Raw genomic sequence first — 14,077 nt, 5'->3', positions numbered from 1 at the left:
TTTTATTGCGACAGCGTCTTCGCCGCTTCGATCTGGCTCTCGAAGTACGTCTGGAAAGTGAGCGCGAGGCCGGTCATCAGCAAGAAGGCGCCGATCAGCAGCGAGAACATCACGACGAAGATGACGGTCCAGCCGGAACGGCTGTTGCGGCCAGTGTGGGCGTTGAACTGTGCGTCCCATTTGGCGTCGGGCCGCAAGCCGTAGACGATGGCCGACAGAAACGCGGCGAGCAGCGAAAGGGCGCCCGGAAACGCCAGCACCCAACCCAGAATCGACGTGCGCTCCGTTTCCGCGAGCAGCAGATAGCCGAACGCCCCCAGGATGATGCCCACGATGTGCGCCCAGCCCCATTTATCGCGCATGCCATACAGATAGAAGCGATGCAGACCAATGCAGCCGAAAAGGAACGCGAGCGCTGCGGTGAGCGTCTTCGAGCGGAAATACGGCGGAACCTGCTTGCCGGCCGGCTTGGAGCCGGATTGCGTGGCGACGGACGAGGAAGTCATCAGCGAAAGCGGTGGTGAGAGGAGGCGGGCGCGGTTTCGAACCGACGCCGGTCTGCCATTTTACGCCGACGACCGCACCCGCCACCAAGGGCACGTTGCCGCATCTGCGTGATTTCCGGTATCCGGAAACGCGTCGGATTCTGCGCGAGCGGCACCGCTCATCCAAAAAAAGCGTTAAGTGTTTGTTAGGGCGTCGGAATCCGGCTATAATCGCCTGTTCTCGTAGTTCCGAACCCCGGTTTTCAAGGATTTCAGCATGGTCATCATCCGCTTGGCTCGTGGCGGCTCGAAGAAGCGCCCGTTCTACAACATCGTCGCAACCGATTCGCGTAGCCGCCGTGACGGCCGCTTCATCGAGCGCGTTGGCTTCTACAACCCGGTCGCCACGAAGGGCGAGTCGCTGCGTATCGCTCAGGATCGCCTGACGTACTGGCAAGGCGTTGGCGCGCAGCTGTCGCCGACCGTCGAGCGCCTGGTCAAGCAAGCTCAGCAAGCCCAGCCGGCTGCTTAAGCTCGCTCGTCGACGCTGTAGCAACCGCTCGAAATCTGCCCAAAGGTTCGCCGATGTCCACGCGCGATTCTGAATCCGGACGCGCTTCCGGAGGCATCGGCCAACCGAAGCCGGGGCAAGATGAAGGTGCCGCCACGTTTGGCGCGTTTGTCCGCAAGCCGGGCACGCGCCGCGTGGCGGTCGACGTTTCGAGCACAAGCAAGTCCGAAGGCGCATTCGAGCCGGTCGAGGCTTTGCCTGACGATGCCGTCGAAGTCGGTTTCATCGCCGATGCATACGGTCTCAAAGGCTGGGTCAAGGTCGTGCCGCACGCCAACGGCAAGCAGGGCGGCGACGCGCTTCTTAGCGCGAAACGCTGGTGGCTCGTGAAGGGCCGCGATCGCAAGTCCGCGCGCTGTCTGCAGTCGAAGGTGCACGCCGATACCATCGTCGCGCGCCTGGGCGGCTGCGAAGACCGCGATGTCGCAATGTCGCTGAAAGGCTACTCGGTGCATATCGCGCGCAGCGATTTCCCGAAGCTCGACAGCGAAGACGAATTTTACTGGGTCGATCTCATCGGCCTGGACGTCGAGAATGAAGCGGGCGTGGCGCTTGGCCGCGTCGCCGATCTGATCGACAACGGCGCGCATTCCATCCTGCGGATCGAGTATCCGGGCACTGACAAGGATGGCAAGGCCGTCACCGGCGAGCGGCTGATTCCGTTCGTCGGCGTGTATGTGAAGACGGTGGACCGGGCGGCGAAGCGTATCGTCGTCGACTGGGACGCTGACTATTGAACATCGGCACGTTACGGAGAGAGCGATGCAGTTCGATGTCGTGACGCTCTTTCCCGAAATGTTTCGCGCGCTGACCGACTGGGGTATTACCAGCCGGGCGGTGAAGCAGGAGCGGTTCGGTCTGCGTACGTGGAATCCGCGGGATTTCACCACGGACAACTACCGCACCGTCGACGATCGCCCGTACGGCGGCGGCCCTGGCATGGTCATGCTGGCGCGTCCGCTCGAAGACGCGATCAACGCGGCGAAGGCTGCGCAGCGCGAGCAGGGCATTACGTCGACGCGCGTCGTGATGATGTCGCCGCAAGGTGCGAAGCTGGACCACGACCGTGTCATGCGGTTCGCGCAGGAACCCGGTCTCGTGTTGCTGTGCGGCCGTTACGAAGCGATCGACCAGCGCCTGATCGACCGCGAGGTGGACGAAGAAGTGAGCCTCGGCGATTTCGTTCTGTCCGGTGGAGAGCTTCCCGCGATGGCGTTGATGGACGCAGTCGTGCGTCAGTTGCCCGGCGTGCTGAACGACGCGCAATCGGCGGTGCAGGACAGTTTCGTCGACGTATTGCTCGATTGCCCGCACTACACGCGGCCGGAAGAGTACGAAGGCGCGCGGGTTCCGGATGTGCTGCTCGGCGGCCATCACAAGGAAATCGACGCGTGGCGCAGGCGAGAAGCACTGCGCAACACGTTCAACAAGCGGCCCGATCTGATCGAGCGGGCACGCGCAAGCAAGATGTTGAGCCGTGCCGATGAGGCATGGCTCGCAGAACTCGCAAAGGAAGCGTCGAAGCCTGCATAGGCTTCGGGCGGACGAGCGGGAAAATGGGGGTGTCGGCTCGAAGTCGGCGCCTGAAGCAAACCCATCCTCTACCGGGGCCTGACTCAATACAAGGCACGCAACTCCGGCAAGATGGCACAAGGAGTCAGTAATGAATCTGATTGAGCAACTCGAGAAGGAAGAGATCGCACGCGTTCTGGGCGAGAAGACCATCCCCGACTTCGCGCCGGGCGATACCGTCGTCGTCAACGTGAACGTGGTCGAAGGCACGCGTAAGCGTGTCCAGGCTTACGAAGGCGTCGTCATCGCGAAGCGTAACCGTGGCCTGAACTCGAACTTCATCGTCCGCAAGATTTCGTCGGGCGAAGGCGTCGAGCGTACGTTCCAAACCTACTCGCCGCTGCTCGCGAGCATCGTCGTGAAGCGCCGTGGTGATGTTCGCCGCGCGAAGCTTTACTACCTGCGCGAGCGTTCGGGCAAGTCGGCTCGAATCAAGGAAAAGCTGGTCTTCAAGGACAAGACTGCATCGGCAGAGTAATCGGCCGGGTCAGTCCCTTGTCAGACGTAGTACGGAAAAAGCACCCCATGTGGGTGCTTTTTTCTTTGGTGTGTTCCAATTGAGTCTTCGACAGACCCATTTCCGACCCGTGTCCACCGGCAAGACTTCGACTCCTCGCATCCTCGAACCCGAAAAGATGCCCGTCCTATCGACGGGTGAGACACTCCCGCCGGTTCCGCCCGAGCGCCTCACGCCCGAGGGTTTGCGCGCGCGCTTCGCGATGAACCTCCACTGGTCCCAGGAAGAGCGCGAACAGCGCATCAAGGCGATCGGCGGCGATCCGCGCGTGGCGTCGGTGCTGGTGCCACTCGTCGTGCGCGAAGGCGGTCTGACGGTGCTGCTGACCCAGCGCGCCGATCATCTCTCCGATCACGCCGGTCAGATCAGCTTTCCCGGCGGACGCCGCGAACCCGAAGACACCGATGCCGCCGCCACGGCGCTGCGCGAGGCCAGCGAAGAAGTGGGCCTCGGCGCGGAGCATTGCGAGGTCGTCGGCGCGATGCCGGAATATCTGACGGGCACGGGTTTCAAGGTGACGCCGATCGTCGCCCTGGTGTATCCGCCGTTCACGCTGAAGGCCGATACGCGCGAAGTCGCCGATATCTTCGAGGTCCCGCTCGCATGGCTCATGAATCCGGCGAACCACGAAGTGCGGGTGTTTCGCTGGGAAGGCGGCGAGCGTCGTTTTTTTGCCATGCCTTATGTGCCGGGCGAAAGAAAGGCTCCGTATTTCATCTGGGGCGCAACGGCGGGCATGTTGCGCAATTTCTACCGCTTCCTCGCGGCGTGAGCGAAAGCGCGCGGGAAGTGCGCATTGCCGCGAGCGCACGCGCGATTGCTTCGCACGCAAATCGCGACAGGCGCTGTGCTATCGTTACGCGAAACTCGAACTAATCCGACCGTTTCGGCGCTTCGCATGACTTTTTTCTCCGTATTGCTGGCTCTCATCATCGAGCAAGTGCGCGCGTTGTCGCCGCACAATCCGGTTTCGGCGTTGCTTCAATACCATGCGGAATCCACCGCGCACGGTTTCGACGCCGGCAAGGAGAAGCACGGCATTGTCGCGTGGCTCGTCGTCGTGTTGCCGTGGACGCTCGCCGTCGGGCTCGTCTATTACGTGCTGTATCGCATCAACTTCGTTCTGGCATTCCTGTGGAACGTGGTGATCGTATATTTCACGCTCGGCTTCCGCCAGTTCAGCCACTACTTCACCGACATCCATCTCGCGCTCAACAACGACGACGTGCCGCGCGCGCGCGAAGTGCTGACCGAATGGACGGGCATGGACACGGTGGATATGCCCGTCAGCGAGATCGTGCGTCACACGCTGGTCCACGCGGTGGTGGCGTCGCATCGGCATGTGTTCGGCGTGTTCTTCTGGTTCCTGATTCCGATCGGCCCGGCGGGCGCGGTGCTTTATCGGATCGCGGAATATCTGGCGCGCGCGTGGTCGAAACCGAATCCCGAGCGCACCGCCGAGTTTTCGTCGTTCGCGCAGCGGGCGTTCTTCATCATCGATTGGGTGCCGGCGCGCCTGACCGCGCTTGGCTTTGCGATCGTCGGCAATTTCGAGGACGCGATCTACGCATGGCGCAATCACGCGCGCCAGTGGCCGGACGCAAACGAGGGCGTGTTGCTTGCCGCGGGCAGCGGCGCGCTGGGCGCGCGTCTCGCGGGGCCGCTCGCGGAGCCGCTGTCGGTCGAGGCGCTGGCCGTCGGCGAAGCGAGCCCGCTGCCCGTCGGCGACGACTGCACGCCACGCACGTTGCAATCGGCCGTTGGCCTCGTGTGGCGCGCCGTGATTCTCTGGATGTTGCTGCTGCTGATGCTGACGATTGCCGTGTGGCTGGCGTAGTCAGCCGTCGAGGGGGTCGCGCGCCGTCTGACACTGCCAGCACACAGTGAACTGCGGCTCCAGCCATTCGCCGCATTGCTTGCATTTCCAGGGCCGGGCGTTCGCGTCCGGCCCTTTTCTTGCGCCGTCCAGAAGGCGCAAAGCCAGCGCTTCGTCGCGATCGTCGACGATCCATATCTCCGGCGCGCACTGATCCGCCGGAATCTCGCCCATCGCGCCGTTCAGATAGCGGTTATGCAACTCGCAAGGCACGCCCGCGGTCGCCAGCACGTTCACCCAATGCTGCGCCGTGATCAGGTTGGGGGCGCGCGTGAGCCGCTTCATCGAACGATCTGACTGGCTTCGTGGACGAGTTGGGCGTAGAGCGCGTGGCGCTCGGGCCGGATCTTGCCGGCTTCCACCGCTTCGAGCACCGCACAGCCCGGCTCGTGCAGATGATGGCAGTTGTAGAAGCGGCAGTGGCCGAGATACGGCCGGAAATCCGCGAAGGCGCGTTCGAGCTGGCCTTCCGAAAGGTGATGCAGGCCGAATTCCTGAAAACCCGGCGAGTCGATGAGTGCGCCGCCGCCGGGCAGGGCGTAGAGCCGTGTGAACGTGGTCGTGTGACGGCCGCTGTTGAGCGCCGATGAAATCTCGCGTGTCGCGGCATCGGCATCGGGGACGAGCAGGTTCACGAGCGTCGATTTGCCCATGCCGGACTGGCCGAGTAGGATCGTCGAGCGGTCCTTGAGACGCGCATCGAGTTGCGGGTGGACATCGCCGGGCGCCATTTTCGCGGACAGCTCGATCACCGTGTAGCCGAGCTCGCGATACGGCGCGAGACGCTCGCGCGCGAGGGGCAACGCCCTTTCCACGTCGATCTTGTTCAGCACGATCAGCGATTCCAGCCCATGCGCCTCCGCCGCGATCAGCGCGCGCCCGAGCAGATCCTCGCTGAAATGCGGCTCGGTGGCGAGCACGATCAGCAGTTGGTCGAGATTCGCGGCGAAAAGCTTCGACTTGAACTGGTCCGAGCGATAGAGCAGATTGCGCCGCTCGCCAATTTCGACGATCACGCCCTGATCCGCTGACGATTGCTCGTAGCTCACGCGGTCGCCGACGGCCACTTCGCTTTTCTTGCCGCGCGGGAAGCACTGGAGCATCGCGCCGCCATCTTCGGGCGTCACCAGATAGTGTCGGCCGTGTGCTGCGATCACGGTGCCTTCGAGCCGCGCGCCCACGGCCGGATGCCTGGAGCCGCGCGTCATGCGGCGTGCTGCATCAGGCGGTCGATGCGTTGCGAGGCGGGGGGATGCGAATAGTAGAACGCCGTGTAGATAGGATCGGGCGTGAGCGTCGACGCGTTATCTTCGTAGAGCTTCACGAGCGCGTTCACGAGATCCTTCGGATCGGTCTGGCTCGCGGCGAAGGCATCGGCTTCGAACTCGTTCTTGCGCGATGTCAGGCTGCCGAGCGGCGTGATGAAGAACATGAACACCGGCAGCACGAGCATGAACAGCACGAGCGCGAGCCCGTTATTGCTGCCGACGAGCGACGGCCGTACGCCCAGGCCTTCGTAGAACCACGTCGTCTGAATGAGCCAGCCGAGCAGCGCGAGCATCGCGAGGCTGATGCCGAACATGACGATCATCAGTTTCAGCACGTGACGGCGCTTGAAGTGGCCGAGTTCATGCGCGAGCACGGCTTCGATTTCGCTGCCGGAAAGGCGCGCGAGCAGGGTGTCGAAGAAAACGATGCGCTTGGCTGCGCCGAAGCCCGTGAAATACGCGTTGCCGTGCGCCGAGCGGCGGCTGCCGTCCATCACGAACAGGCCTTTGGCCGCGAAGCCGGTGCGCGACATCAGATTCGTGATGCGTGCGACGAGCGCCTCGTCCTTCAGCGGCTCGAACTTGTTGAAGAGCGGGGCGATGAAGGTCGGATAGATGGTCATCGCGAGCAGCTGGAACGCGACCCACACCATCCACGTCCAGAGCCACCAGTAGGTGCCGGCGCGGTCCATCAGCCAGAGCGTGAGCAGCAGAAGCGGCGCGCCGATCACGACCGCGAGCACGGTGCCCTTCACCAGATCGACGAAAAAGAGCTTCTTCGACATGCGGTTGAAGCCGAACTTTTCCTCGATCACGAAATGGCGGATGTAATCGAACGGCAGGTCGATGACGCTCGTGATCGCAACGACCGAAGCCACGAGCGCGATCTGTCCGAGATAGCCGCGCCCGAGCCAGTCCGAGATGGCGAGATCGAGCGCCTGGACACCGCCGAGCAGCGTCAGCGCGACGAGCACGACCGCGCTCGTGACCACCTCGATCATCGTGAGGCGGGTGCGCTCGACGGTGTAATCCGCGGCGCGCTGGTGCGCGGTGAGCGGGATCGTGCCGGAAAACTGCGCGGGCACGCCGTTGCGATGCGCGGCGACATGGCGAATCTGCCGCGAAGCAAGCCAGAGCTTGGTCGAGACCATCGCGACCAGGGCGACGACGAAGATCGTCGAGAAGGCGAGTGTGAGGTTGGCCATCCGGGAATTCCGATTGAACTATGCGAGAATTATAGGTTCTTGGCCGTGCCGCCGCGCAGTGTCGAAATCCGACATCCTGCAATCAGCGTGACAGCGAGCGCGCACGGCATTCCCCACCTCTCAGGCCGCTTTCATGACCGACATCTCCGCCACTCCCGAATCAGCCGAAAACGCGCTCGTGCGCAGCGACATGAATCTCGTGTGGCTCGATATGGAGATGACCGGCCTGGATCCGGACAACGATCGCATCATCGAGATCGCGGTGGTCGTGACGAATTCGACGCTCGACAAAATGGTGGAAGGGCCGGTGCTCGCGATTCATCAGTCGGACGAAACGCTTGGCCGCATGGACGAGTGGAACCGCAACACGCACGGCCGCTCGGGGCTGACCGAGCGCGTGAAGGCATCGACCGTCGATGAAGCCGAAGCCACGCGCCAGATCCGCGAATTTCTCGGCCAGTACGTGCCGCCCGGCAAGTCGCCGATGTGCGGCAACTCGATCTGCCAGGACCGCCGGTTCATGGCGCGCTGGATGCCGGAGCTGGAGACCTTCTTCCATTACCGCAATCTCGACGTCAGCACGCTGAAGGAACTGTGCCGCCGCTGGCAGCCCGCGATTTACAAGGGCTTCCAGAAGCGCGCGATGCACACGGCGCTCGCCGACATCCATGAGTCCATCGACGAGCTCAAGTATTACCGCGAGCACTTCCTGATTCCGTCCGCGCCGGCCGCAGCGTCCTAATCTTTTGCCGGGCGGATCGCGCTCTTCGGGCGGAACGCGGCGACGACTTCCGCGCGCGTTTCGATATAAGGCCCGCCGATCAGATCGATGCAATACGGCACCGCCGCGAAAATGCCCGGCACTTTCGCCTTGCCGTTCTCGTCCTTCAAGCCTTCGAGCGTCTCGCGGATCGACTTCGGCTGCCCCGGCAAGTTGATGATCAGCGCGGCGTGGTCTTCCGTTTCGCGGATCACCGCGACTTGCCGCGAAAGAATCGCGGTAGGCACGAAATTCAGGCTGATCTGGCGCATCTGCTCGCCGAAGCCGGGCATCGGCTTCGTGGCGACGGCGAGTGTCGCTTCCGGCGTCACGTCGCGGCGTGCGGGGCCGGTGCCGCCCGTCGTCAGCACCAGATCGCAGCCGTGCGTGTCGACGAGTTCGACGAGCGTCGCGGAAATCGTGGCCGCGTCGTCCTGGATCAAGCGCGTCTCGGCGCGAAAGGGCGTCGTGAGCGCCTCGCCGAGCCACGCCTGCAACGACGGCAAACCCTTGTCCTCGTAGACGCCTTGCGACGCGCGATCGCTGATCGACACGAGTCCTACGATCAGCTCGTCCGGGTGATTACGCTTCGGTGTCGTCATCGCGATCGTCCTCGTCGCCTTCGATGTCTTCGTCTTCATCGGTCACGCCCGCCGCGTTCTTGATCCACTGGAACAGCTCTCGGTAATAGCGCGGCGGCTTCTGCTGCTGGCGCTCCTTGCGCGCGTTGCGGATCAGCGTGCGGCCTTCCTGCGGATCGACGCCCGGATGATTGCGGATGAATTCGGTGAGCGCGGCGTCGTCGGCGAGAAGCTGCTCGCGCGTGCGCTCGATCCAGTGCATACGCGCGGTTTCCGCCTTGTTCACGCCGCGATGCGTGTCGAGCGCGGTGCGCAGCGCGGCGATTTCGTCTTCGGTCAGCGAACGCATGACCTTGCCGACGTATTGCAACTGGCGGCGCTTGCCTTCGTGATCGGTGATGCGGCGCGCCTCGCGCACGGCGTCGCCGAGATCCTCGGGCATCGGCATGCGTTTGAGCGCGTCTTTCGGCAGCGCGATGAGCGCTTCGCCCAACTCCTGCAGCGCGTGCATTTCGCGCTTCAGCTGGGATTTGCTCGGGCGGTCGTAGCCGTTTTCGTCGGTCTCGCGCTCGTCGTCGCGGCCGGAATCGATCGGTTGAATGCGGGTTTTACGGTTCATCCCGACATTGTAGCTTGCGCCTGCATCGCGCCCGCACCTCTCGCCCCAGGCTCGCGCCAAAGCTTGGCGGGTCAATGCGCGCTGTCCTTGCTATGATCGCGTGATACGTCGATCCCGCTGTTCGGCGTTCGATTGCGAGCGCTTCGAGCCGGGCATTCGAAGCAACCACGACACGCGCGGGCGTACGCCGCCCGGCTTCCAAAGGCAACCCAACATGGCAGCAGACATGGACGTCAAGCAACGCTACTTCCCGCATACGCAGGACGAGCTGAAGGAGATCGCCTCCGACATCCTGCGCTACGCGAAGGAACTCGGCGCGAGCGATGCCGCCACCGAGATCTCCGAAGGCGACGGCCTGTCGGTGAGTGTGCGGCGCGGCGAAGTCGAGACGATCGAGCACAACCGCGACAAGATGGTCGGCGTGACCGTGTTTATCGGCAAGAAGCGCGGCAACGCGAGCACCGCCGACTTCACGCGCGATGCGCTGCGCGACACGGTCGCGGCCGCGTACAACATCGCGCGCTTCACCGCGGAGGACAGCGCGGCGGGCCTCGCCGAAGAAGCACTGCTGGAGAAGACGCCGCAGGATCTCGATCTGTATCACCCGTGGGACATCGACGCGGAAGAGGCCGCCGAGATCGCGCGTCGCGCGGAAGCAGCCGCGTTCGCGGTCGACAAGCGCGTGACCAACTCCGAAGGCGCGAGCGTCTCCGCGCAGCATTCGCAGTTCGTGCTTGCCACGTCACGCGGCTTCATTGCGGGCTATCCGTATTCGCGTCATTACATTGCGTGCGCGCCGATCGCGGCTGCCGGCCGCGACATGCAGCGCGACGACTGGTACACGTCGAAGCGCGATGCTTCCGCGCTCGCCGCGCCGGAAGCTGTCGGCCGTTACGCCGCCGAGCGCGCGCTCGCGCGTCTCAACGCGAGGAGCCTCGATACGCGCAAGTGCCGCGTGCTCTTCGAGGCGCCGCTCGCGGCGGGCATTCTCGGCGCGTTCGTGCAGGCGGTGAGCGGTGGCGCGCTGTATCGCAAGACCACGTTTCTCGTCGACAGTCTCGGCAAGCCGGTGTTCGCGCCGCATATCCAGATCGTCGAGGATCCGCACGTGATGGGCGGCATGGGCAGCGCGCCCTTCGACGAGGAAGGCGTGCGCACACAGCGGCGCAACGTGGTGGAGGATGGCGTCGTGCAGGGCTATTTCCTGTCGACGTATTCCGCGCGCAAGCTCGGCATGCAGACGACCGGCAACGCGGGCGGCTCGCACAATCTCACGATGAAGAGCAAGCACACGAAGCCCGAAGACGATTTCGAGGCGATGCTGAAGAAGCTCGATACCGGCCTTTTGCTCACCGAGCTGATGGGGCAGGGCGTGAACTACGTGACGGGCGATTATTCGCGCGGCGCGTCGGGCTTCTGGGTCGAGAACGGCAAGATCCAGCACGCCGTGGAGGAAATCACCGTGGCGAGCACGCTGCAGGAGATGTTCCGCCATATCGAGGCAATCGGCGCGGATACGGTCGTGCGCGGCACGAAGGAAATCGGCTCGGTGCTGATCGAACGGATGACGGTCGCGGGGCAGTGATCCGCGTCGGCTGAAACGCAAAGGCCCCGGAAAATAATCCGGGGCCTTTTTTATTCCGCGGCGGCGATGCGCTCGTAGGTGACGAACGCGAAGTCGAACTCGTTCGGCGGAGCCGCGCGATGCTTTTCACGCGAGACCTCGCGCCAATGCGTTGGATCGGGCGCGGGAAAGCGCGTGTCGCCTTCGAAGTCGGCGTCGATCTCGGTGACGATCAGCTTGTCGGCGCGGAGGATGGCATCGCGATACAGCTGCGCGCCGCCGATCAAAAACGCTTCCTTCGCCGGTTCCAGCGCGAGCGCTGCCTCGAGGCTCGTCACGACGTCGCAGCCTTCGTAGCGTCGCGCGGCGTCGCGCGAGACGACGATATTGCGCCGCCCGGGCAGCGGCCGGCCGATCGATTCATGCGTCTTGCGGCCCATGATGATGGGCGCGCCCATCGTCGTGCGCTTGAAGAAGGCGAGGTCCTCGGGCAGGCGCCAGGGCAATTGGTTGTCGCGTCCGATCACGCCGTTGCGCGCGCGGGCGACGATGAGGGTCAGCGTCGTCATGAGCAAAGAGGTCGAGGCAAACTGGCGCGCGCAGGCCGCGCGGCCGGGGCCCCGATTCTAACCGACGCTTCCGCTCCGGCCGGCACGCGATGTGCCGTCCGGTTCACGCCTCCGGCGGGTCGTCGCCGAATGGCTCGGGCGCGTGAGACGGCCCGGGCGGCACCTCGTCCCATAACGTGACGCTGATCCCCGAGCCGGTCGGACGAACGGCGGGCAGGCGCATCCACGCCGGTTCTTCTGCGTCCTCGCCGCTTTGCTGCGCGCCGGTTGTTTCCCCGCGCCTGAATGAACTATCGAGAGCCATCTTGACGACATAATCCAAGGTAATTATTCCCGGGAACCAGCAATCCGGAAATAAAGTAATCGCCCGGCCGGTATGACGATTAAGCAGAGGGTGAGTGCGGATCGGGCAATGAATGCGCGTTCATTAGACGGTATTTCTTACCTTCCGGCGCGCTGTAAATTTAGCGAATACTGTGCCATCTACCGCTAACCGTTGCTGCGCAATGAATAGCCATAATCAGACGTAAGTGCACGCCGAAACTTCGCCCGAAAACGTTTCACCACTGAAACATGATGGCAGAAAAACATGAAGTTCCGGTCAAATCGGTATAAGCTTTTGTCTTATTAAATTGTGCGTAAAGTGCGCGATATTCGTGTGAGAAATTCTTGCCAAGCCCGTCCCATCAAGGTTTTGTGGCCAATCCTGCGACTCTCGCGATATATGTTTCCGGGGTTTCTTGGGTTATAGTAGTCTCTCAAAAACGGCACAGAATCAGACATAAAGGGTTTCGTGGAAGGTGCAGGTTGGATCGCGCCGTGTCCCGGGGGCAACGTATCGAATGGCGAAAGTCCCTGTTCAGACGTTTCCAGAGAAACGTGCGAGGGCAACGAAGTCTGCGATGTCGCGAGCCTGAACTACGTGACCTTTTCAACGAATGTTGAACAAAGGATCTGAATAATGGACGTCGCTCGGCGGCAACTCATCTATGTGACTCGCGATCCAAGCGAGACGCTGTGCGCGCGATTCGAGGAACGCGGCTGGCACATCGAAATCGTCGCGAGCGCGCGCGACACGCGCAAGGCATTGCGGAACGATCTGGCAACCGGCGGTCTGCTGGATCTGTCGAGTCATTTCGAATCTCATGAACTGGCGGCGTTCGAATCGTCGCTGACTATGACCAACGTGGGCTGGGTCGCGACGACTGTTGCGGGCCAGTTGGAGGATGCCGCCGTGCGGCGGCTGATCCGCGATTATTGTTTCGATTACGTGACGCTGCCGACGTCGAACGACCGCATCGTCGATTCGGTCGGCCATGCGTACGGCATGGTCGCGCTGCATGATGCCGCGTCGAACGATGCGCGCGTCGAGGGCCGCGCCGAGGGCGAAATGGTGGGCTCGTGCGACGCGATGCTCGCGCTGTTCCGCTCGATCCGCAAGGTCGCGATGACCGACGCGCCCGTGTTCATCTCAGGCGAATCGGGCACCGGCAAGGAACTGACGGCGGTTGCCATCCACGAGCGTTCGGCGCGCCGGGATCAGCCGTTCGTCGCGATCAACTGCGGCGCGATTCCCGCGCATCTGCTGCAATCCGAGCTCTTCGGCTATGAACGCGGCGCATTCACGGGTGCGAACCAGCGGAAGATCGGCCGCGTGGAAGCAGCCAACGGCGGCACGCTGTTCCTCGACGAAATCGGCGACTTGCCGCTCGAAAGCCAGGCGAGCCTGCTGCGCTTCCTGCAGGAGCGCAAGGTGGAGCGCCTCGGCGGACACGGCTCGACGCCGGTGGACGTGCGCATCATCTCCGCGACGCACGTCGACATGCAGACCGCGATGATCGAAGGGCGCTTCCGCGCCGACCTCTATCACCGCCTGTGCGTGCTGCAGATCGACGAGCCGCCGCTGCGCGCGCGCGGCAAAGACATCGAGTTGCTCGCGAAGCACATGCTCGACCGCTTCAAGAAGGACGCGAGCCGCCGTCTGCGCGGTTTCTCGCCCGACGCGATCGCCGCGATCCACAACTACGGCTGGCCGGGCAATGTGCGCGAGCTGATCAACCGCGTGCGGCGCGCGATCGTGATGTCGGAAGGGCGTCAGATCACCGCGCGCGATCTCGAGCTCGGCGAGTACGTCGAAGTCGCGCCGGTGTCGCTCGCGCAGGCGCGCGAGGCGGCGGAGCGGCAGGCAATCGAGCTCGCGCTGCTGCGCCATCGCGGACGCCTCGGCGATGCGGCGCACGAACTGGGCATCTCGCGTGTGACGCTGTACCGCCTGCTCTCCGCGCACGGCATGCGTCACATCGAGGTCGATGCGCCGTCCGAGCACGCCACGCGCGGCTGACGGCGAGGTCGTCTGAATTCACGGACGGGCGCTTCGGGCGCCCGTTTTTTTGGTGCCTCGGCACTAGAGCGCCGGCTCCCGGCGCTTGGTAAAATCACTTTTTTACGCCTTCCGTTCGCGAGGGCGCGCGGCAAACCCCAGGGAACATC

General features: G+C 63.5%; 17 protein-coding genes. 9 read left to right on the top strand and 8 right to left on the bottom strand.

From position 1 onward, the window contains the following. Positions 1-2 precede the first annotated feature (2 nt). Positions 3-506, bottom strand: coding sequence for a TM2 domain-containing protein (locus tag AC1Z32_RS24145; protein WP_483481222.1), 504 nt, complete (start codon positions 504-506; stop codon positions 3-5). 256 nt (positions 507-762) lie between these two features. On the opposite strand from AC1Z32_RS24145, the gene rpsP reads away from it, so the two are divergent. The 6 genes from rpsP (at position 763) to AC1Z32_RS24115 (ending at position 4,982) form a co-directional block, all read left to right on the top strand. Further along, positions 763-1,017: a 30S ribosomal protein S16 gene (gene rpsP / locus AC1Z32_RS24140; protein ID WP_008342343.1), complete on the top strand. Its 255-nt coding sequence runs from the start codon at positions 763-765 to the stop codon at positions 1,015-1,017. 53 nt (positions 1,018-1,070) lie between these two features. After that, positions 1,071-1,793 carry a ribosome maturation factor RimM gene (gene rimM / locus AC1Z32_RS24135; protein ID WP_483481220.1) on the top strand — a complete coding sequence of 241 codons (723 nt, stop codon included), beginning with the start codon at positions 1,071-1,073 and terminating at the stop codon, positions 1,791-1,793. Between the two features lie 25 nt (positions 1,794-1,818). Next, complete coding sequence (gene trmD / locus AC1Z32_RS24130; RefSeq protein WP_483481218.1) at positions 1,819-2,589, top strand: tRNA (guanosine(37)-N1)-methyltransferase TrmD; 771 nt, start codon at positions 1,819-1,821, stop codon at positions 2,587-2,589. Positions 2,590-2,719: 130 nt separating this feature from the next. Then, complete coding sequence (rplS, locus tag AC1Z32_RS24125; protein WP_062606130.1) at positions 2,720-3,106, top strand: 50S ribosomal protein L19; 387 nt, start codon at positions 2,720-2,722, stop codon at positions 3,104-3,106. Positions 3,107-3,263: 157 nt separating this feature from the next. Further along, on the top strand, positions 3,264-3,917 hold the full coding sequence (locus AC1Z32_RS24120) for a CoA pyrophosphatase (protein ID WP_483481216.1): 654 nt from the start codon (positions 3,264-3,266) through the stop codon (positions 3,915-3,917). 126 nt (positions 3,918-4,043) lie between these two features. Beyond that, positions 4,044-4,982: a CobD/CbiB family protein gene (locus AC1Z32_RS24115; protein ID WP_483481214.1), complete on the top strand. Its 939-nt coding sequence runs from the start codon at positions 4,044-4,046 to the stop codon at positions 4,980-4,982. Here the strand turns inward: AC1Z32_RS24115 and AC1Z32_RS24110 are convergent, their stop codons facing one another. Genes AC1Z32_RS24110 through AC1Z32_RS24100 form a run of 3 tightly spaced genes read right to left on the bottom strand, consistent with a single transcriptional unit; the run spans position 4,983 to position 7,494 of the window. Beyond that, entirely contained in the window at positions 4,983-5,306 is a 324-nt protein-coding gene (locus AC1Z32_RS24110) for a putative signal transducing protein (protein ID WP_483481212.1), read from the bottom strand. Continuing rightward, positions 5,303-6,229, bottom strand: coding sequence for a ribosome small subunit-dependent GTPase A (gene rsgA, locus AC1Z32_RS24105; protein WP_483481210.1), 927 nt, complete (start codon positions 6,227-6,229; stop codon positions 5,303-5,305). The genes AC1Z32_RS24110 and rsgA overlap by 4 nt, the downstream gene beginning before the upstream one ends. Continuing rightward, entirely contained in the window at positions 6,226-7,494 is a 1,269-nt protein-coding gene (locus AC1Z32_RS24100; RefSeq protein WP_483481208.1) for a M48 family metallopeptidase, read from the bottom strand. Before AC1Z32_RS24100 ends, rsgA begins: the two co-directional genes overlap by 4 nt. 133 nt (positions 7,495-7,627) lie before the next feature. Between AC1Z32_RS24100 and orn the strand changes: the two genes are divergently transcribed. Beyond that, complete coding sequence (orn, locus tag AC1Z32_RS24095; RefSeq protein ID WP_483481206.1) at positions 7,628-8,236, top strand: oligoribonuclease; 609 nt, start codon at positions 7,628-7,630, stop codon at positions 8,234-8,236. Here orn and mog read toward each other — a convergent pair. Together mog and yjgA are read right to left on the bottom strand one after the other, a co-directional pair. Beyond that, positions 8,233-8,856 (bottom strand): molybdopterin adenylyltransferase, encoded by a 624-nt coding sequence (gene mog / locus AC1Z32_RS24090; protein WP_483481204.1) that lies wholly within the window; start codon positions 8,854-8,856, stop codon positions 8,233-8,235. The genes orn and mog overlap by 4 nt on opposite strands. Further along, positions 8,837-9,454, bottom strand: a complete 618-nt coding sequence (gene yjgA, locus AC1Z32_RS24085; RefSeq protein WP_483481202.1) for a ribosome biogenesis factor YjgA — start codon at positions 9,452-9,454, stop codon at positions 8,837-8,839. Before yjgA ends, mog begins: the two co-directional genes overlap by 20 nt. A 214-nt stretch (positions 9,455-9,668) precedes the next feature. Here yjgA and pmbA point away from each other — a divergent pair, with 214 nt between their 5' ends. Next, positions 9,669-11,039: a metalloprotease PmbA gene (gene pmbA, locus AC1Z32_RS24080; RefSeq protein WP_483481200.1), complete on the top strand. Its 1,371-nt coding sequence runs from the start codon at positions 9,669-9,671 to the stop codon at positions 11,037-11,039. A gap of 50 nt (positions 11,040-11,089) precedes the next feature. On the opposite strand, the gene AC1Z32_RS24075 is transcribed toward pmbA, so the two are convergent. Together AC1Z32_RS24075 and AC1Z32_RS24070 are read right to left on the bottom strand one after the other, a co-directional pair. After that, positions 11,090-11,587: a dihydrofolate reductase gene (locus AC1Z32_RS24075; protein WP_483481198.1), complete on the bottom strand. Its 498-nt coding sequence runs from the start codon at positions 11,585-11,587 to the stop codon at positions 11,090-11,092. A 103-nt stretch (positions 11,588-11,690) separates the two neighbouring features. Next, positions 11,691-11,891 (bottom strand): hypothetical protein, encoded by a 201-nt coding sequence (locus AC1Z32_RS24070; protein WP_483481196.1) that lies wholly within the window; start codon positions 11,889-11,891, stop codon positions 11,691-11,693. A 657-nt stretch (positions 11,892-12,548) separates the two neighbouring features. Between AC1Z32_RS24070 and AC1Z32_RS24065 the strand changes: the two genes are divergently transcribed. Next, entirely contained in the window at positions 12,549-13,928 is a 1,380-nt protein-coding gene (locus AC1Z32_RS24065; protein ID WP_483481194.1) for a sigma-54 dependent transcriptional regulator, read from the top strand. Positions 13,929-14,077: the final 149 nt, after the last annotated feature.

The sequence above is a fragment of the Caballeronia sp. 11_S32 genome (assembly GCF_056930355.1).
The sequence above is the reverse complement of the archived record's forward strand: the minus strand, read 5'-3'. Positions and strand labels throughout refer to the sequence as shown.